We start from the raw sequence: 18,019 nt of genomic DNA on the forward strand, positions 1-18,019 counted from the left end.
GTCATCGCACGGTCGCCGAGTCCTTCTCCTTCTGCTCCAGGTCGATGGTGGTGCGCAGGGTGATCGGCTTGAGCAGCAGCGCCGCGATCACGCCGACCACGCCGACGGCCGCGGAGATCAGGAAGATGTGCGCGGTCGCGTCGCCGTAGACGGTGTGCACGACGGTCTGCACCTGCGGCGGCAGGGCTTTGAGGTTCAACGCGCTGGTGCTGCCGGTCGACTGACCCGCCGGGACGTGCAGCGCGGCGGAGAGGTCGGCCGTTACTCGGTTGGCCAGGACGGCGCCGAGCACCGACACGCCGATCGTGCCGCCCAGCGACCGGAAGAACGTGACGGACGCGCTGGCGGCGCCCAGTTCGCGCAGGGGCACGCTGTTCTGCACGGCCAGCACGAGGTTCTGCATGGTCATGCCGACACCGATGCCGACCACGGCCATCGCGATGCCGACCAGCCACAGGGCCGTGTCGTGGTCGATCAGGCCGAGCCCGAGAAAGCCCAGGACCAGGATGACCGTGCCGGACACGATGTAGGGCTTGACGGCGCCGGAGCGGCTGATCATGCGGCCGGAGATCGTGGACGACACGAGCACGCCCGCCATCAGCGGGATGGTCAGCAGGCCGGCCTGCGTCGGGGTGTAGCCGCGGCCGATCTGGAAGTACTGGCCGAGGAACACCGCGCCGCCGTACATCGCCATGCCGACCGCGAGCGAGGCGATGATCGCGAGCGCGGGCGTGCGCTGGACGACGATGTGCAGTGGCACCACGGGTTCGCTGACGCGCAGCTCGACCAGGACGGCCGCGCCGAGCAGCACCACACCGCCCGCGACCATGACCGCGGTCTGCCACGACAGCCAGCCGAACGAGTTGCCCACGAACGACACCCAGATCAGCAGCACGCTCACGCCCGCGGCGATCAGCGTCGCGCCCAGGTAGTCGATGCGGACGTTCTCGCGGCGCACGGTCTCCAGCTTCAGCGTGGCCTGCAGCACCACGAACGCGAGCACGGCGATCGGCACGGCGACCCAGAAGCACCAGCGCCAGCCGAGCCACGACACGTCGACGATCAGACCACCGAGCAGCGGGCCGCCGACCGTCGCGACCGCCATGACCGCGCCGAGGTAGCCGTTGTAGCGGCCGCGTTCACGCGGCGGGATGATCGCGGCGATCACGACCTGCACCAGCGCCTGCAGACCGCCGACGCCGATGCCCTGGAACGCGCGGGCGGCGATCAGCTGACCGGTGTCCTGGCTGAACCCGCTCAGCAGCGAGCCCGCCACGAAGATCACGATCGCCGCCTGGACCAGCGTCTTCTTGTTGAACAGGTCGGCGAGCCTGCCCCAGATGGGCGTCGCGGCCGTCGCCGTGAGCAGCGTGGCGGTGACCACCCACGTGTACTGCGTCTGCGTGCCGTTCAGCGAGCCGATGATGCGCGGCAGCGCGGTGGACACCACCGTGGAGCTGACCATCGCCACGAACAGCGCGAGCAGCAACCCGGACAGCGACTCGAGCACCTGGCGGTGTCCCATCGCCTGAGTTTCGATCTTCACGTCCCGCCCCTTCGTCACCCCGATTCTTGCGCGTCGTGCAAATTTGCGCAACGAGCAAGATGGGTGACGAAGGGGCCGGACCCTCAGAGCGCGTAGACCTGGCCGGTCTGCCGTCCCTCGATCGACCGGACGTACGCCTGCGCCACGTCGGCCAGCGGCACCGGCTTCATGCCGGGGAAGAAGTCGCCGTACGCGTCCATCGCCTCGGTGAACACGGTCGGGCTGACCGCGTTGATCCGCTGCGGTGCGATCTCGATAGCGGCCGCACGCACGAACGCCTCCACGGCGCCGTTCGCCAGTGACGCGGCAGCACCTGTGACGATCGCTTCGCGGGCGAGCACGCCCGTGATGAGCGTGAACGAACCGTGCGGTGCCACGTGCGTGAGGCCTTCCTTCACCAGCGTCACCTGGGACAGGGCCTTGCCGGTCACCGCGGCCTGGTAGTCCTGCACGGTCAGCTCGGTCAGCGGCTTGAACGGCACGCTGCCCGCCGCCGACGCGACGGCGTCGACCTGGCCGACGGTCTGGTACAGCTCGGCCACCTGGGCGGGGTCGGTCACGTCGTACTGCAGGTCGCCGCCGGTGCGGGAGACGGTCACGACGTCGTGCTTGCGCGCGACGAGCTCCTCGTGCACGGCGGTGCCCAGCAGTCCGGTCGCTCCTACGAGCAGAATCCTCATGCCGTCGACGTTAGGGCTGCGCGGCCGTGCGCGGAAATGCCGTTCGCGCAGCACTTATGATCGGCAGTTATGAATGTCGAGCTGCGCCATCTGCGAGCGCTCGCCGCGATCGGCGACCACCGCTCGATCACCGCGGCCGCGCAGGAGCTGCACGTCACGCAGCCCGCCCTGTCGCGCACGCTGGAGCAGCTCGAACGCCGTCTGGGCGTGCGCCTGGCCGACCGCACGACCCGGCACGTGGCGCTGACCGACACCGGCCGGCGCCTGTGGGAGCACAGCCACCGCATCCTCGCCGAGCTCGACACCGCACTGGCCGAGGCCGTCCAGCCGCAGCCGTTGCGGCTGACCTTCGCCTGGGCCGCGCTCGGCCGGTTCACGATCCCGTTCCTGCGCGAGTGGCGGGCCGAGCACCCGGACGTCCTCGTGCGCATCCGGCGCTCCGACGACCCGGAGGCGGCGTTGCGGCGCGGCGAGGCGGACGTGGCCGTGCTGCGCACCGAGCCGTCCGGTGCGGGCCTCGCCCACGTGGCGTTGATCGAGGAACCGCGCCTCGCGGCGGTCGCGGACGACCACCCGCTGGCCGGCCACGACGCGATCTCGCTCGGCGACCTCTCGGGCGAGGTCGTCTCCGTGTGCGAGACGGCCGCGACGACCACCGCCGACCTGTGGCCCGTCGGCGCGCGGCCGCGCACGGTGGACGTGCCCGGCGTGGTCGAGTGGCTGACGTCGATCGCGACCGGCGCGACGGTCGGGGTCACGGCCGCCGGCACCAGCCACCACAACCCGCACCCCGGCGTCACCTACCTGCCGCTGACCGACGCCGATCCCGTCACCGTGCATCTGGCCTGGCCGTCCCCGGCGGCGCACCCGTCGACGGAGGCGTTCGTGTCGCTGGCGCAACGACACCTGAACCGCTGACGGTCAGGTCAGCTCCCGAACGAGCGCGGCGAGCAGCTCGGTCCGCGGCACGAGCTCGGACACCAGCACGTGCTCGGTCTCCGCGTGCGCCCCGCCACCGACGGCGCCGAGCCCGTCGAGCGTCGGCGTGCCCACGCCCGCGGTGAAGTTGCCGTCGGACGCGCCACCGACCGCGGCCTGAGCCAGGTCGAGGCCGAGCCCCGCGCCCAGCCGGCGCGCCAGGTCGAACAACCCGGCGGAGGGTTCCATCGGCGGGCGGTTCGGGCCGCCGGTCACCTCGATCTTCGCCCCGTCGAGCACCGGTCGCAACGCGCGCATCACCTGGTCGACCCGCTGTTGCTCGGGGAGGTTGCGCACCCGCACGTCCACCGAGAACTTCCCTTGCGCGGCAACGGTGTTCGTGGTCGTGCCGGCGGTCAGCACGGTCGGCGTGACGGTGGTGCCCGCCGCGAGGTCGGCCAGCTGCGCCACCGCCAGCACCTGGTGCGCGGCCTCGATCGTCGCGCTCACCCCGCGTTCGGGTTCGAGACCGGCGTGGGCCGCGCGGCCGTGCAGCGTCACCTCGTACATGGACGTGCCCTTGCGCCCGGTCTTGAGCGCGCCGCCGTCCGCCGCTCCCTCGGTGACCAGCGCGGCCCGGTGCTCCCGCGCCTCGGTCTCGATCAGCCCCCGCGACGACGGCGAGCCGATCTCCTCGTCGCCGGTCACGAGAACCGTGACGCCGTCAGCGGAATCGAGCGCCGCCACGGCGTGGAAGATCATCGCCAGCCCGGTCTTCATGTCGAAGCAGCCGGGCCCGCGCAGGACGCCGTCGCGCACCTCGAACGGCATCCGCTCCAGCGACCCGATCGGCCACACGGTGTCGTGGTGTCCGAGCAGCAGCACGCGCCGCGGTCCGGAACCCAGCCGCCACCGCAGATGCGCGCACCCGTCGAGCACGATCCGTTCCGGCTGTGCGCCGAGCAGCGCGGAGCCCACCGCGGCGGTGACGTCCGCGCTGCGGGCGACCGCCGCGAGGTCGGTGGACGGCGACTCGCAGGTCACGAGCCGCTCGATGTCGTCGAGCAGGTTCATGCTCCAGATCTTGCCGCACCGCGGCCGGGGTGGAGCAGGCTCCACCTTCGGCCGGGCAGCCTGCGTGATCGTCCCGCCGCGCCGCGCTCCCTAGGTTCTTCAACGGAAGTCGTTGCTGCTTAAGGAGAACGTGATGAGGGCAGACGCGCTGTCGCTGCAGGCGGTGCGGAAGGTGTACGGGTCCGGTGGTGGCGCCGTCACGGCGCTGCACGAGGTCACCGTCGGCATCCGGCGAGGCACCTTCACCGCGGTGATGGGACCGTCCGGTTCGGGCAAGAGCACCTTCCTGCACTGCGCGTCGGGCATGGACCGGCCGACGTCCGGCCGCGTGCTGCTCGGCGACACCGACCTCGGCGCCCTGAAGGAGGCGAAGCTCACCGAGCTGCGCCGGGACCGGATCGGGTTCGTGTTCCAGGCCTACAACCTGCTGCCGTCGCTGACCGTGCGGCAGAACATCACCCTGCCGCTTCGGCTGGCCGGGCGCTCGCCCGACGGGGCCTGGTTGCGGTCGGTCGTCGACCGGGTCGGGCTGGCCGACCGGCTCGATCACCGCCCGGCCGAGCTGTCGGGCGGGCAGCAGCAACGGGTGGCGATCGCGCGGGCGCTGGTGGCGCGGCCAGAGGTGGTGCTGGCCGACGAGCCCACCGGGGCCTTGGACTCGAGGACGGCGCAGCAGGTCCTGGGGTTGTTGCGGTCCGTTGTGGACGAAATGGGGCAGACGGTGCTGATGGTCACGCACGACCCGGTTGCCGCTTCGGCGGCGCACAGCGTGCTGTTCCTGGCGGATGGGCGGTTGGCGGGGGAGCTGCACGGGCCTACGCCGGAGAAGGTGGCGGAGCGGATGACGCATCTGGGGGAGTGGTGAGCTGTGCTGACCCTTGCGTGGCAGACGGTGAAGGCCCGCACCAGCGGGTTCGTCGGGGCGTTCGTCGCCATCCTGTGCGGCACCGCGCTGGTCGCGGCCTGCGGGATCCTCATGGAGTCCGGGTTTCGCGGAGGCGTGCCGACCGAGCGCTACGCGGCCGCTGACGTGGTCGTCACCGGCGATCGGACGGTGCGCCCGCCGGGTGGTGACGTGCTGGCGTTCGAGCACGCCGCCGAGCAGCCGGCCGTTCCCGCCGCACTGGTGGCCAAGATCGCCGCGGTGCCCGGGGTGCGGGCCGCGGTGCCCGAGTGGACGTCTCCCGCCGTCGTGATCGCGCCGGACGGGCAGGCGCTCGCGGACCGGCAGTCCCTCGGGCACAACTGGGAGTCCGCCGTGCTGGCGCCGTTCACGCTCAAGGCCGGGAGGGCTCCGGCGGCGGACGACGAGGTGGTGCTCGACGCCGGGCTCGCGGCACGGGCGGGCGTGGCGCCCGGCGGTGAGGTGCGGATCATGACCCGTCAGGCGCCGGTGACCTACCGCGTCAGCGGTGTCGTGGCGGGAGGAGGCCGGCAGGCCGCCGTTTTCTTCAGCGCCGCCAGGGCGAAGGAACTCGGGCGTCCGGACCAGGTGGGCGCGATCGGCGTCCTGGCCGAGGGTGACGTCGCCAAGGGCATCGAGGCGGCCCTCGCCGCGGACCACGTCACGGTGTCGACGGGCGCGGACCGCAGTGCCGCCGAGTTCGACGACGTCAGCCAGACCAAGGCGGTCCTCGCGCTGATCGCGGGCTCGTTCGGCGGGTACGCGGTGCTGGTCGCCATCTTCGTCGTGGCCGGGACGCTCGCCCTGACCGTCGAGCAACGCCGCCGCGAGTTCGCGTTGCTGCGCGCGGTCGGTGCCACGCCGCGGCAGATCCGCAAGATGATCGGCGCCGAGACGCTCGTCGTCTCGGCGGTGGCCGGGGTGCTCGGGGGTCTGCTGGGCGTCGCGGTCAGCTACGGCCTGCGGTCGGCGTTCGCGGCCATCGGTGTGGTGCCGGCCGACTTCAGCCTCTCGGTCAGTCCGATTCCGCTCGTCGCGGCGCTGCTGATCGGCGTGGCCGCGGCACGGGTGGCCGCCTGGAGCGCGGCGCGCCGTCCGTCCTCGATCAAGCCGGTCGAGGCGCTCGGCGAAGCCGCTGTGCAGCGCCAGGACGTCGGCCGGATCAGGTTGGCCGCCGGTGGGGTCCTGCTGGCGATCGGGGCCGTCGCGACCGCGCTGCCGTTGTTCCTCAGGAGCCAGCTCGGCGCGGCGATGTCGGTGATGGCGGCGCTCGTGCTGATCATCGGTCTGGCCCTGGCCGGTCCGCGGGTGGTCGGCCGGGCGACCCGGCTGATCGCACCGGCGCTGAGCCGGATGTCGAACGCGGGCTACCTCGCGTCGGCGAACGTGCTCGCGAACTCGCGGCGACTGGCGGCGGCCGTCACGCCGTTGATGCTGGCCATCGGGTTCGCCGTGGTGAACTTCTACAGCCAGACGACGTTCACCGCCGCCGTGCGGCAGGAGACGACCAGGTCGATCACCGCCGACCAGGTGATCACCGGCGTCGCGGGCGTGCCGCCGGAGGTCGCCGGAGCCGCACGGGCGATCCCCGGCGTCACCGCGACCTCGCTGGTCCGCACGCAGGTGATCACCGCGCGCAAGACCGGCGACAGCGTCGAGGTGAACCGCGGCCCCGCCAACGGGCTGGACCCGGACGCCGGCGCCGCGGTCGACCTCGGCGTCACGGCGGGCGGTTTGAAGGACCTGAAGCCGGGCACGGTGGCGTTGAGCACCTCCTACGCCTACTGGGAGAACAAGAAGGTCGGCGACACCGCCGAGTTCTGGTTCGCCGACGGCGCACCGGCGCGCCTCGAAGTCGTGGCGCTCTACGAGCACGACCTGGCGTTCGGCGACCAGGTGCTGAACGCCGAGGACGCCCGCGCCCACACCACCGCGGGGACCGACACCGCGGTGCTGGTGAAGGGTGACGCGGCCGGCCTGACCAGCCGCTATCCGGGTCTGACCGTCACCGGTGGCGTGGCCGCGCAGGACCGGAGCGACGAACGGACGCAGTTCCTGCTCAACCTCGTCGCGGTCGGCGTGATCCTCGGCTACGTCGCGATCTCGGTGTCCAACACGCTGGTCGTGTCGACGGCGGCGAGGCGGCGTGAGTTCGCGCTGCTGCGACTGGTCGGCACGGGCGAACGCCAGGTCGTGCGGATGATGCGGGCGGAAGCGCTGGTGACCGTGGGCCTCGCCGCACTGCTCGGCACGGCGGTGGCGGTACTTCCGCTGACCCTGCTGGCGGTCGGCTTCACCGGGGTCCCGCTGCCCGCCGGACCGTTCTGGGTCTACCTGGCGGTCCTCGGCGGAGCGGCCGCGCTGGGTGTCGTGTCGATCGCGGTCGCCACCCGGTTGTCGTTGCGCGCCAAGCCCATCGACGCGATAGGCATCCGCGAGTGAAACGCCGGAAAGGCCACCCCACGGCAGCGGGGTGGTCTTTCCGGCGTTTCAGGATCAGCCGGCGGGCGGCGGCGTCATCTCGAACCAGTTGTAGCCCTCGACGAGCTGCGTGGTCGGCGCGGTCGAGCCCGGCGTGGTGAGCTGCCAGCGGGTCACCGTGCGGAACGTGCCCGGCACCGCGATCTCGCCCAGGTCGTTGTCCGGGTTGCTCTTGGTCGGGATGTACTCGACGATCGTCCTCTTCGTCAGGGTCGCGTTGAGCGTCGCGTACTGCGACTGCGTCTTGAGGTAGTCGCCCTCGCCGTGGTCCGCGGCGCGGCCGGGGTCCATGTAGCGGACCTGCAGCGTGTCACCGCCGAAGGAACCGTCGACCGCGACCACCGTCACGATGTGCCCGCCCCCGCGCTTCAGGCTGTTGTTCGGACCGGCCGAGTAGCGGCCGTAGACCATCTGCACGGGACCGCGGGCGAGCTTGCGGGCCAGGTCGCCGCCGAAGTCCGCGGCGCCGTCGGTGCTGTTGCGGTCGGTGGTCGTGGCCCAGCCGGCGTCACGGGCGGGCTTGGTCGCGATCTTCCACGCGGTCCGCAGGTCGGCGAGGTTCGTGCCGCCGTCGTACTGGGCGTCCTCACCGATCCGCCAGATCGAGTTGGTGATCACGTTGTAGTCGGCCGGGTCCATCGGGTCGAGGTCGGCGACCTTCGTGGTCAGCCAGCCGGCCGGGGCCTTCCTCTCGTGCGACCAGTAGTGCAGCACGTTGTACAGCGACGCCGGGCCGCAGTAGGCGTTGCCGTCGTTCTCCAGACCCGCGCGGAACTGGTCGACGTCGCTGACACCGCACTGCTTCACGGAGAAGTCGGGGCCCGCCAGGTCGGTGACCTTCACGCACTGCGACGGCTGCCCGATGACCGGGTCGGCGACCGCGACGGCCGGGAGCGCGATGGTCGAGAGGGTGGCGGCGGCGATGACAGCCTTGCGGATCATGGTCCTTACCTTCCGTTCGCTGGTTGCGTTGGTAGGTGAAGACTCTTCGAGCGAGCACGCGAAGGCATGAGGGATGGTCCCTCAACCCGGACCGCGCGAAGTTGGGTGTATCAGGCCGCCCCCCACCCGGCTCCGTTACAGATCCGGCTCGATCGGGCTGGTGTGGCTGCCCAGGTGGATCGGCAGCGAGTGCAGCCCGTAGACGATGGAGAGCTTGCGGAACGACAGCGCGCCCGGCTCGACCGCCAGACGCATCTCCGGGAACCGGCGGACCAGCGCCGGGTAGGCGATCCGCAGCTCCATCTTGGCCAGCTCGGCGCCGATGCAGCGGTGCGCGCCGTGGCCGAACGCCAGGTGCTGCCCGGCGGCCCGGTCCGGGCGGATCTCGTCGGGCGAGGAGTAGACGCTCGGGTCGCGGTTGGCCTGCGACAGCGAGCACGCCACGATGTCGCCCGCGCGCACCTTCGTCCCGGCGACCACCACGTCCTTGCGCGCGATCCGGAGGAACGCCACCTGCACGACGGACTGGTGGCGCAGCAGTTCGTCGACCACCCCGCCGATGGCCTCGTCGTCGTCGCGCACGCGGGCGAACAGGCCGGGGGAGCGCAGCATCGCGAGCGTGCCCAGCGAGATCATGCTGGCCGTCGTCTCGAACCCGCCGGTGAGCAGCCCGTCCGCCAGACCGGCCAGCTCGTCGTCGTCCAGCTCGTCACCGTGCTTGCGGATGAGCTCGCCGAGCAGGCCGTCGTTCGGGGCCTCGCGCAGGGTGCGCACCAGCTCGCGGAAGTACGCGACGGACTCCGACACCGCGGACAGCGACGCCGTGGCGGCACCACCCAGGTCGAACCGGGCGACGCTGCGACGCTGGAACTCCTCGCGTTCGCTCGCGGGCACGCCCAGCAGCTCGCAGATCGTGAGCGCCGGCACCCGCATGGCGAAGTCCTCGACCAGGTCGACCGGAGCGTCCTTCATGGACATCAGGTCGAGCTGGTCGGCCACGATGGCCTCGATCCGCGGCACCAGCCGCGACAGCCGCCGCATGGTGAACTCGGGCGTCAGCACCTTGCGCAACCGCGTGTGCTCGGGCGGGTCGCTGAACCCGAGCCCGCCGGGCGCCTCGTCCGCGAACAGGCCCAGCTCCTTGAGGTGGCCGAAGTCGTTGCTGAACGACTCGCTGTCCACGAGCACGCTCTTCGACGCCTCGTAGCCGGTCACCAGCCACACCGTCACCGGCAGCGGCAGCCGCGTGATCGGTCCGTGCGCCTGCATCCGCGCCAGCTCCGGCACCGGGTCCAACCCGTTGCGCCGCAGCGGTGCCAGCACGCGCGAGGGCACGAACCAGGACGACTCCAGGTCGAACCCGGTCTTGCTGAGGTGCGCGAGGAACCTGCGCCCCATCCACCCGGTCACTCTGGACCGGACGTCGGTCGCTGACTGCAGAACGTCCCTCATGAGGTGGCTGTCCCTTCGGCGGAAAGGGTGAGGTGATCGCTGATGACCACAGGACCGGACAATAACGACGTCGCCGCTCGCGCGTCGTCATACCCAGGCCTAACGCGCCGTCATACTTTGGTCCAGATGTCGATCAGCACCAGTGCGGGCGGTGCGGAGATCGGCCGTCGCGGCCGCCCGCGCGTTGTGCGCCCGGACGTGTCCTGCCCTGATCAGGATGCTCGGCGTGGTGCCGCCGAGGTGGACCGAACCCAGGTCGCGCACGCCGAACGAGAGGTCCCGGACGGACAGCAGGTGCCGTTCGCGCGGAACGCGCCCTGGCCACGTTCGATCGTCAAGTGGCGCGTGCAGGTGGCGGTGGACCGTTGACGAGATCGAGCGATTTGGGGATGGTCGGCGAGGTGACGGACGTGGACCACTTCGACCGCTGGTACGCCGACCGGGTCTCCTCGCCCGCGGCCGACGGGTACACCCGCCGCATGCTCGCCCTGCCACCGGACCTGGAGTCCACGAGCCTGCTGAACGGGGCCGGGCTGGACGAGATCGTGGAGCTGCTCGGCCTGCGCCCCGGCCAGGTGCTGCTGGACCTGGCGTGCGGCCGCGGCGGCTACGGCCTGGAGATCGTCCGGCGCACCGGGTGCCGGCTCGTCGGCGTGGACTTCTCCGCCGTCGCGATCTCCCAGGCCGCTCGCCGTGCCGAGGAGCTGGCGATCCCGGCCGAGTTCGGAGTGGGGGAGCTGACCGCCACCGGGCTGGGCACGGCGTCGGCCGACGCGGTGATGATCGTCGACGCCTACCAGTTCGCCGAACCGAAGCGCGACGCGCTGCGGGAGTGCCTGCGCGTGCTGCGGCCCGGCGGACGCCTCGTCATCACCTGCTGGGAGCCCGCCGACGTCACCGACGAAGGGCTACCGGTCCGGTTGCGGCAGATCGACCTGGCCGCGCAGCTGCCGGAAGCGGGGTTCACGGACGTCGTGGTCACCGGCAAACCGGAGTGGTGGGCGATCGAGCGCCGGTACTGGCAGGAGTCGCTCACCCTCGACGCGGGTGACGACCTCGCGGTGCGGTCGATGCAGGAGGAGGCACAGCACGTGCTGAAGACCTTCGACGGTCGCCGCCGCGTGCTCGCGACGGCGACCGCGCCGCGCTGATCAGGGAGTGGACCCCTCCAGCAGCTCGCCGTCCTCCAGGCGCAGCCACCGGTCGATCCGCACCTCGCTCAGGAACCGCTCGTCGTGGCTGACGACCACGAACGCGCCCTGATAGGAGTTCAGCGCGCTCTCCAGCTGCCCGGCGCTGATCAGGTCGAGGTTGTTCGTGGGCTCGTCGAGCAGCAGCAGGTGCGGCGCGGGCTCGGCGAACAGCACGCACGCCAGCGTGGCCCGCAGCCGTTCGCCGCCGGACAGCACACCGACCGGCAGGTGGGCTCGTGCGCCGCGGAAGAGGAAGCGCGCCAACAGGTTCATCCGCTCGGCCGGTGGCATGGCCGGGGCGGCCGCGGCCAGGTTCTCGGCCACCGTGCGGGCGTCGTCGAGCAGGTCGAGCCGTTGTGACAGGTGCGCGACGCGGCCGTCGGCGCGTTTCACCTCACCGCTGTCCGGTGCCAGCGAGCCGTGGATCACCCGCAGCAGCGTGGACTTGCCCGCGCCGTTCGGGGCGGCCAGCGCGATGCGTTCGGGGCCGCGGATGGCGAGGTCCACGCCGTCGAACAGGTCCCGGACCCGGATGCCCGTGCCGAGGAACAACGTGCGGCCCGCGGGTACGGCGGTCTGCGGCAGTTCCAGGCTGATCCGCTGCTCGTCCTTCAACGCCCGTCCGGCCTGGTCCAGCCGGGTCTTCGCGGCGCTGAGCCGAGCCGCGTGCGTGCCGTCGGCCTTGGCGGCGGACACCTCGGCGTTGCGCTTCATGTTGCCCGCGAAGATCCGCGGCAGACCGGCGTTCGAGAGGTTGCGCTGGGCGTTGCTCGCGCGGCGGGCGGCCCGTTCGCGGGCCTGCTGCAGCTCCCGCTTCTCGCGTTTGACCTCCTGCTCGGCGCTGCGGATGTTCTTCTCCGCCACCTCGCGCTCGGCCGCGACCGCCTCGGTGTACTCGGTGAAGTTGCCGCCGTGGAACCGGATCTCGCCGCCGTCGAGCTCGGCGATGCGGTCCATCCGGTCGAGCAGCGCGCGGTCGTGGCTCACCACGAGCAGGCAGCCGCGCCAGTCGTCGAGCACCGCGTACAACCGGTGCCGCGCCGCCAGGTCGAGGTTGTTGGTCGGCTCGTCGAGCAGCAGCACGTCGGGCCGGCGCAGCAACTGCGCCGCGAGGCCGAGCGAGACGATCTGGCCGCCGCTCAGCGTGTCGAGCCGCCGGTCCAGCGCGAGGTCGCCCAGGCCCAGCCGGTCGAGCTGGGCGCGGGTGCGTTCCTCCAGGTCCCAGTCGGTGCCGATGACGGTGAAGTGCTCCTCACCGGCGTCGCCGGACTCGACGGCCGCGATCGCGCGCAGGACGTCGGCGACCCCGAGCACCTCGGCCACGCTCAGCCCGGCGGTCAACGGCAGGTCCTGCGGCAGGTAGCCGAGCACGCCGTCGACGGACACGCTGCCCTCCGCGGGGGTCAGCGCTCCGGCGATGAGCTTGAGCAGGGTGGACTTCCCGGCACCGTTCGGGGCGACGAGACCGGTGCGGCCGCCGGGCACCGTGACGGACAGGCCGTCGAACACCGGGGTGTCGTCGGGCCAGGAGAAGGACAGGGCGGACACGACGACGCAGGCGTCGGACATGGGTGAGACCTCGAGGAGTGCTGCGCGCGAACTCCAGTCGCGCGAGAGGAACAAGGGGACGACGAAACGGCCATCTCGGGCTCACCCGGAGATGTCGTCTTCACCCACCAGCAGCACGTCGAGCTCCTCTTCGAGACCTTGATCCCCACGGTAGCAGTCCCGCGCAATTCGATGGCGGACGAGCAGCGCCTGGCGGTTCACTCAGCGGCGTGACCAGGATCCAAGCCGTGTGGCGGCGTGCCGGTGAGCTGCCGCTGTCGTTGCCGCAGCCGTCGGTGGACCTGCTGGTGTTCGCGGACGGCACGCTGTGGCTGAGCGGCCCGGAGACCACGGCCAGGACGGGGACGCTGACCCAGCCGGTGACGGGGTTGCGCCTGAGCCCGGGGACGTGCGCGGAGGTGCTGGGCATCGCCGCGGACGAGGTGCCGTTGCAGGGCATGCGGATCCCCGGTTCGGGCCTCGCGGACGGGCTGCGGGCGTTGCGGGCACCGGCCCGTGCGGCCGACCGGGCGGTGAGCGAGGTGCTCAAGGGCGTGCACGCGGCTCCCGGCGCACCGGTGTCGTCGCACGTCACCGGACTGTCCGAACGGCAGCTGCGGCGGCGGTTCCAGGTCGCGGTCGGCCTGAGTCCCAAGGCTTACGCACGGGTGGTGCGGTTGCACCGGGCGATGGCGCTGGCGCGGGCGGCCGGGGTGCCGGACTGGGCCGAGATCGCCGTGCGGGCCGGGTACTACGACCAGCCGCACCTGCTGGCGGAGTTCCGGCGGGCGGTCGGGATGTCGTGTGTCCGTTTCTTCCAAGCGACGACGGCCGTGGCGTAGCAAGCTCGGCGCGTGTCGCTTGCAGAGATCTTCGCCGCGCCCGAGGCAGGACCCGTGCGGTTCGCGTCGTTCGGCGCGTGGCTGGTCACCCGTCACTCCGATGTGGACAGAGTGCTGACCGACCACGAGGTGTTCTCGTCGGACGAGCTGCGGTACAGCACCCAGCCGATCCCGCACCGGGACAACCCGTTGCTGCGCAGCCTGTCCGCGACCGATCCGCCACGGCACCACGCGTTGCGGCGGATCGTCAGCCAGGTGTTCACGCCACGGGCCGTGGCCGCGCTGGAACCGCTGATCACCGCACGGGTCGAGGCGCTGATCGGGGGCGAGAGGCTCGACCTGGTCCGCGAGGTCGCGTACCCGTTGTCCGTGCACACGATCGCCGGCCTGCTCGGGGTGCCGCCGTCGCCGGACTTCCTGCGCTGGACCGAGGCCGTCACGTCGTTCTTCGGCACGTTCGCCGCGGACGACACCGAGTTCCGCCTGGCGCTGAAGGAGATGAGCGCGTTCTTCCGCGAGGAGCGCCCGAGCGGCGTCATCGCGACCCTCCAGGCCTCGGGCCTCACCGACGACGAACTGATCAGCTTCTGCGCGCTGCTGCTGATCAACGGCCACGAGACCACCAAGACCCTGCTGGTCAACGCGATGCTGTGCCTGGTCTCCCGCCCGAGGCCCGCCGACCTCGCCCTGGCCGTCGAGGAGGTGCTCCGCTACCTGCCGCCGACGGGCGGCACCGACCGGTTCGTCACCAGACCCACCACGCTCGGCGGCGTGGAGCTCCAGCCGGGCCAACGGGTCGTCGCGATGATCTCCGCGGCCAACCGCGACCCCGCGGTGTTCACCGATCCGCACACGTTCGACCCGGACCGGACGGTCAACCCGCACCTGTCGTTCGGGCACGGCATCCACTTCTGCCTGGGCGCGCACCTGGCGCGGACGGAGGTCCGGATCGCGCTCGCGTCGCTTTTGGACCGGCGGTGGCGGATCGAGCACCTGGACACCCGCCGCACGCCGGTCGGCACCGACGTCCTGGAGCTGACGCTGAGGAGATCGGAATAAGCTGCGGTGTGACCGTTCTGGAGTTGCTGCGGGAACGCAGGAGGCAGGGGAGCACCCCGGGGCAGCGGACCGACGACGCGCGCCTGGTGCTGCTGATCGAGGGCGGCAGCTCGCGCGGCGCCTACTCCAGCGGCATGACCGTCGCCGTCGAACGGCTCGGCCTGCTGCCGCTGTTCGACGCCGTCTACGGCAGCTCGGCGGGGTCGCTGAACGGCGCCTGGCTGCTGTGCGGACGCGCCGACCGGACCAAACACGCGTGGTGGGACCCGCGAGTCATGCGCACGACCATCAACCCGATGCGCGCGTTCAGCCGGCAACCGGTCGTGGACACCAAGCACCTCGTCCACACCATCTACACGCAAGTCATGCCGATGGGGTTCCAGGACATCCTGGACAACCCCGTCGAGTTCCACCCGATCGCCACCGACGCCCTCACCGGCGACTCGGCCGACCTGCACGGCAAGATCCACGACGTGCCGAGCCTGCAGACCGCGCTGCGGGCGTCCACCGCGATGCCGCTGCTCGCCGGCGAACCGGTCGTGCTCGACGGCCGCCCGTACGTCGACGCCGGGCTGAGCGAGATGGTCGGCGTGCGGTCGGCGCTCGCGCAGCAGGCCACGCACATCGTCGCGTTGCGCACCACCACGGCGGACGAGCAGCCCGTGGCGCCGACGCGCGGCGAACGGGTCGTGCTGTCGCGCTGGTTCGCCCGCCACGCGCCGGGCGTCGTGCAGACGTGGCTGCGCCGCAAGGAACTCCGCGTCGAGGAGGAGGAGCTGCTCGCGACGCATCCCGCGTGCCTGCAGATCCGGCCACCGCTCGGGAGTCTGCGGGTCGGGCGGACCGAACGGCGTCCGGAGGTGCTGAAGGCCGTCGTCGACATCGGCATCCGGGTCGCGGTGGACGAACTCGGGGCGGTCTGCGGGGCGGCCGAGCGGTTACCTTGATCGGATGGACTTCGACGAGTACCGCGAACACGACGCCACGGGCCTGGCGCAGCTGGTGGCCGCGAAGCAGGTCTCCGCGGCGGAACTGCTGGCCGTGGCACGGCAGCGGGCCGCGGAGGTGAACCCGCGGATCAACGCGATCGTCCGGGAGATCCCCGTCGAGCCGTCGGAGGACGCGACCGGACCGTTCGCCGGGGTGCCGTTCCTGATCAAGGACCTCGGTCAGGACTACGCGGGCCTGCCCACGTCGAACGGCTCGCGGTCGCTCAAGGCGCACCCGGTCGCCGAGCACTCGACGGTCGTGCGGCGGTGGCTCGACGCGGGTCTGGTGATCTTCGGCAAGACCAACCTGCCGGAGTTCGGCGCGAAGGCCATCAGCGAGTCGCTCGCCTGGGGCCCCGCGCGCAACCCGTGGGACCTGTCGCGCACGCCCGGTGGCTCGTCGGGCGGGTCGGCCGCCGCGGTCGCCGCCGGCATCGTGCCGTGCGCCGGGGCGAACGACGGCGGTGGCTCGACGCGGATCCCGGCGGCCTGCTGCGGTCTCGTCGGGCTGAAGCCGGGCCGCGGGCTCACCCCGTTCGGCCCGGAGACCGCCGAGATGATGCACGGCGCCGCGGTGCAGGGCGTCGTATCACGGACCGTGCGGGACACCGCGGCGATGCTCGACGTCATCTGCGGTGGCGAGTTCTCCGGGCCGTATTCGCCCGCGCTGCCGTCGTCGTCGTTCACGTCGTGCGTGGGCGAGAACCCCGGGAAGCTGCGGATCGGCGTGCGGGTGCCGTCCGCGATCAACGCCCGGCCGCACGCCGAGGCGTACGCGGCCGTCGAGAACGCCGTGCGGGTGCTCACCGACCTCGGCCACCACGTCGAGGAGCTGCCGGAGGCACCGTTCGACGACGCCGCCCTGGCCCGGGACTTCCTGCTGACGTGGTTCGTGAACCTCGCGTGGAAGGTCGCCGACGCCCAGCGCCTGACCGGGGCGCCGGACGCCGCGTTCGAGCGCGACACGTTGCTGATGGCCGCGCTCGGCCGCGCCACGAGCTCCGTCGACTACGTGGACGCCGTGCAGCGGCGGCACGAGCACACCCGCCGGCTCAGCACGTTCTTCGAGTCGTACGACCTGCTGCTGACGCCGACCCTGGCGACCCCGCCGCCGCAGGTCGGGGCGTTCGACCTGCCGCCGTCGTTGCAACGGGCGACCGACGTGCTGCTCAAGACCCGCACGGCACGGTTGTTGCGCTACACGTCGATCCTCGACGACATGATCTCCGACAACCTCGGCTGGGTGCCGTACACGCAGCTCGCGAACATCACCGGTCGTCCGGCGATCTCGTTGCCGCTGCACTGGACGGCGGACGGGCTGCCGCTGGGCGTCCAGTTCGTCGCGCCGCTCGCGGGGGAGTCGTTGCTGATCAAGCTCGCGTCCCAGCTCGAAGAGGCGCTGCCGTGGGCGGACCGGATGGCCGTCATTCGCTGAGGAAGCGCAGCAGCTCCGCGGCGACGAACCGGGGGTTCTCCTCGACCAGCCAGTGTCCTGCGTGCGGAACGTCCACCGCGCGCACGATGTTCGTCAGCCGCGGAGCCGCGGTGTCCTTGACCGCCTCGGCCTGGCCCTGGGCGGCCATGATCAGGGCCGGGACCCCGGCCGGTGCCGCGGCCTCGTTGTCCCGCACGTCCTTCTCCAGCGCGCGGTACAGGTCGAAGCCGCCCTTGAGCGCCTCGGGCCTGCGGTAGGTCCGCGCGTACTCGTCGATCTCGGCGTCGGTGAACGGGGATCGCGTGTTCGTACCGCCGAACGCCCTGCCGTTGAAGGAGACCTGCGGGTAGAAGAGCCTGAGGTACTCGCGGACGTCGTTGCCCACCACGGCTTCCGGCACCTCCGGCTGGGAGTGGAACGCGATGTGCCAGCTCAGGTTCCGGTACGCGGCGGCGCTGACCCGCGGTCCCGGCAGCGGCAGGTCGAGGTAGCCCAGACGGCCGGTGTCGCGCGGGAACTGGCTCGCGTACTGGAACGCGACCGCCGCGCCGAGGTCGTGGCCGACGATCGCGGGGCGTCGCAGGCCGAGCTTCGTGGTCAGCGCGTGGACGTACCGCGCCAGCGTGGCCTTGTCGTAGCCGCTCGCCGCGCCGGTGCTGTCGCCGAGGCCGGGCAGGTCGATCGCGTAGACGGTGTGGCGTTCGGCGAGCGCGGGCATGATCGGCCACCAGCCGTACCAGGTCTGCGGCCAGCCGTGGACCAGCACGACCGGGGTGCCGCTGCCGCCGGTCACGTAGTGCATCCGGGCGCCGTCGACGTCGGCGAACTCGTGCCGGAAACCGTCGAGGTCCGCGGGCGCCGAGCAGGCGGTGATCAGCAGCAGGAAGGCGAACAGCAGGCGTTTCATGGTTTCAGCGTGATCGGCAGGGCGGTGATCTGGCACGGAAACTTGCCGT

Annotated in this window: 16 protein-coding genes; 9 read left to right on the forward strand and 7 right to left on the reverse strand. The window is 71.7% G+C overall.

Annotated features, from left to right (window positions below):
* Position 1: 1 nt before the first annotated feature.
* Positions 2-1,525 carry an MDR family MFS transporter gene (locus ACWEIJ_RS14195; protein WP_449837773.1) on the reverse strand — a complete coding sequence of 508 codons (1,524 nt, stop codon included), beginning with the start codon at positions 1,523-1,525 and terminating at the stop codon, positions 2-4.
* A 104-nt stretch (positions 1,526-1,629) separates the two neighbouring features.
* Positions 1,630-2,226 carry a short chain dehydrogenase gene (locus ACWEIJ_RS14200; RefSeq protein WP_449837570.1) on the reverse strand — a complete coding sequence of 199 codons (597 nt, stop codon included), beginning with the start codon at positions 2,224-2,226 and terminating at the stop codon, positions 1,630-1,632.
* Positions 2,227-2,295: 69 nt separating this feature from the next.
* Between ACWEIJ_RS14200 and ACWEIJ_RS14205 the strand changes: the two genes are divergently transcribed.
* Positions 2,296-3,144 carry a LysR substrate-binding domain-containing protein gene (locus ACWEIJ_RS14205; RefSeq protein WP_449837571.1) on the forward strand — a complete coding sequence of 283 codons (849 nt, stop codon included), beginning with the start codon at positions 2,296-2,298 and terminating at the stop codon, positions 3,142-3,144.
* 3 nt (positions 3,145-3,147) lie between these two features.
* Here the strand turns inward: ACWEIJ_RS14205 and ACWEIJ_RS14210 are convergent, their stop codons facing one another.
* A complete protein-coding gene (locus tag ACWEIJ_RS14210) occupies positions 3,148-4,218 on the reverse strand; it encodes a M20 family metallopeptidase (protein ID WP_449837572.1) in 1,071 nt (356 codons plus the stop codon).
* 133 nt (positions 4,219-4,351) lie between these two features.
* Between ACWEIJ_RS14210 and ACWEIJ_RS14215 the strand changes: the two genes are divergently transcribed.
* Together ACWEIJ_RS14215 and ACWEIJ_RS14220 are read left to right on the forward strand one after the other, a co-directional pair.
* Positions 4,352-5,083: an ABC transporter ATP-binding protein gene (locus ACWEIJ_RS14215; protein ID WP_449837573.1), complete on the forward strand. Its 732-nt coding sequence runs from the start codon at positions 4,352-4,354 to the stop codon at positions 5,081-5,083.
* A gap of 3 nt (positions 5,084-5,086) precedes the next feature.
* Positions 5,087-7,564 (forward strand): FtsX-like permease family protein, encoded by a 2,478-nt coding sequence (locus ACWEIJ_RS14220; protein ID WP_449837574.1) that lies wholly within the window; start codon positions 5,087-5,089, stop codon positions 7,562-7,564.
* A gap of 54 nt (positions 7,565-7,618) precedes the next feature.
* On the opposite strand, the gene ACWEIJ_RS14225 is transcribed toward ACWEIJ_RS14220, so the two are convergent.
* Entirely contained in the window at positions 7,619-8,545 is a 927-nt protein-coding gene (locus tag ACWEIJ_RS14225) for a hypothetical protein (protein WP_449837575.1), read from the reverse strand.
* A 135-nt stretch (positions 8,546-8,680) separates the two neighbouring features.
* Positions 8,681-9,997 (reverse strand): cytochrome P450, encoded by a 1,317-nt coding sequence (locus tag ACWEIJ_RS14230; RefSeq protein ID WP_449837576.1) that lies wholly within the window; start codon positions 9,995-9,997, stop codon positions 8,681-8,683.
* A 126-nt stretch (positions 9,998-10,123) separates the two neighbouring features.
* Between ACWEIJ_RS14230 and ACWEIJ_RS14235 the strand changes: the two genes are divergently transcribed.
* Both ACWEIJ_RS14235 and ACWEIJ_RS14240 read left to right on the forward strand, forming a co-directional pair.
* Positions 10,124-10,366, forward strand: coding sequence for a hypothetical protein (locus ACWEIJ_RS14235; RefSeq protein WP_449837577.1), 243 nt, complete (start codon positions 10,124-10,126; stop codon positions 10,364-10,366).
* 32 nt (positions 10,367-10,398) lie between these two features.
* The gene (locus ACWEIJ_RS14240; RefSeq protein WP_449837578.1) at positions 10,399-11,148 is read left to right on the forward strand and encodes a class I SAM-dependent methyltransferase; all 750 of its coding nucleotides are present in this window, start codon (positions 10,399-10,401) and stop codon (positions 11,146-11,148) included.
* Here the strand turns inward: ACWEIJ_RS14240 and ACWEIJ_RS14245 are convergent, their stop codons facing one another.
* The gene (locus ACWEIJ_RS14245) at positions 11,149-12,759 is read right to left on the reverse strand and encodes an ABC-F family ATP-binding cassette domain-containing protein (RefSeq protein ID WP_449837579.1); all 1,611 of its coding nucleotides are present in this window, start codon (positions 12,757-12,759) and stop codon (positions 11,149-11,151) included. It lies immediately after the preceding gene.
* A gap of 209 nt (positions 12,760-12,968) precedes the next feature.
* Between ACWEIJ_RS14245 and ACWEIJ_RS14250 the strand changes: the two genes are divergently transcribed.
* From ACWEIJ_RS14250 to ACWEIJ_RS14265, 4 genes are read left to right on the forward strand one after another with little or no spacing between them, the layout of a single operon-like run.
* Positions 12,969-13,580 carry a helix-turn-helix transcriptional regulator gene (locus ACWEIJ_RS14250; protein ID WP_449837580.1) on the forward strand — a complete coding sequence of 204 codons (612 nt, stop codon included), beginning with the start codon at positions 12,969-12,971 and terminating at the stop codon, positions 13,578-13,580.
* A 12-nt stretch (positions 13,581-13,592) separates the two neighbouring features.
* The gene (locus tag ACWEIJ_RS14255) at positions 13,593-14,639 is read left to right on the forward strand and encodes a cytochrome P450 (protein ID WP_449837581.1); all 1,047 of its coding nucleotides are present in this window, start codon (positions 13,593-13,595) and stop codon (positions 14,637-14,639) included.
* 8 nt (positions 14,640-14,647) lie between these two features.
* Complete coding sequence (locus ACWEIJ_RS14260) at positions 14,648-15,586, forward strand: patatin-like phospholipase family protein (RefSeq protein ID WP_449837582.1); 939 nt, start codon at positions 14,648-14,650, stop codon at positions 15,584-15,586.
* 4 nt (positions 15,587-15,590) lie between these two features.
* Positions 15,591-17,063 carry an amidase gene (locus ACWEIJ_RS14265; protein ID WP_449837583.1) on the forward strand — a complete coding sequence of 491 codons (1,473 nt, stop codon included), beginning with the start codon at positions 15,591-15,593 and terminating at the stop codon, positions 17,061-17,063.
* Here the strand turns inward: ACWEIJ_RS14265 and ACWEIJ_RS14270 are convergent.
* Positions 17,053-17,970 carry an alpha/beta fold hydrolase gene (locus ACWEIJ_RS14270; RefSeq protein WP_449837584.1) on the reverse strand — a complete coding sequence of 306 codons (918 nt, stop codon included), beginning with the start codon at positions 17,968-17,970 and terminating at the stop codon, positions 17,053-17,055. The genes ACWEIJ_RS14265 and ACWEIJ_RS14270 overlap by 11 nt on opposite strands.
* Between the last annotated feature and the right edge of the window lie 49 nt (positions 17,971-18,019).

Source organism: Lentzea sp. NPDC004789, from assembly GCF_053601075.1.

What these genes read in the sequence shown, in the direction of transcription:
- ACWEIJ_RS14195 (WP_449837773.1), bottom strand. Translation starts at nt 1,525, where the DNA reads ATGGGACACCGCCAGGTGCTCGAGTCGCTGTCCGGGTTGCTGCTCGCG.
- ACWEIJ_RS14200 (WP_449837570.1), bottom strand. Translation starts at nt 2,226, where the DNA reads ATGAGGATTCTGCTCGTAGGAGCGACCGGACTGCTGGGCACCGCCGTG.
- ACWEIJ_RS14205 (WP_449837571.1), top strand. Translation starts at nt 2,296, where the DNA reads ATGAATGTCGAGCTGCGCCATCTGCGAGCGCTCGCCGCGATCGGCGAC.
- ACWEIJ_RS14210 (WP_449837572.1), bottom strand. Translation starts at nt 4,218, where the DNA reads ATGAACCTGCTCGACGACATCGAGCGGCTCGTGACCTGCGAGTCGCCG.
- ACWEIJ_RS14215 (WP_449837573.1), top strand. Translation starts at nt 4,352, where the DNA reads ATGAGGGCAGACGCGCTGTCGCTGCAGGCGGTGCGGAAGGTGTACGGG.
- ACWEIJ_RS14225 (WP_449837575.1), bottom strand. Translation starts at nt 8,545, where the DNA reads ATGATCCGCAAGGCTGTCATCGCCGCCGCCACCCTCTCGACCATCGCG.
- ACWEIJ_RS14230 (WP_449837576.1), bottom strand. Translation starts at nt 9,997, where the DNA reads ATGAGGGACGTTCTGCAGTCAGCGACCGACGTCCGGTCCAGAGTGACC.
- ACWEIJ_RS14235 (WP_449837577.1), top strand. Translation starts at nt 10,124, where the DNA reads ATGTCGATCAGCACCAGTGCGGGCGGTGCGGAGATCGGCCGTCGCGGC.
- ACWEIJ_RS14245 (WP_449837579.1), bottom strand. Translation starts at nt 12,759, where the DNA reads ATGTCCGACGCCTGCGTCGTCGTGTCCGCCCTGTCCTTCTCCTGGCCC.
- ACWEIJ_RS14265 (WP_449837583.1), top strand. Translation starts at nt 15,591, where the DNA reads ATGGACTTCGACGAGTACCGCGAACACGACGCCACGGGCCTGGCGCAG.
- ACWEIJ_RS14270 (WP_449837584.1), bottom strand. Translation starts at nt 17,970, where the DNA reads ATGAAACGCCTGCTGTTCGCCTTCCTGCTGCTGATCACCGCCTGCTCG.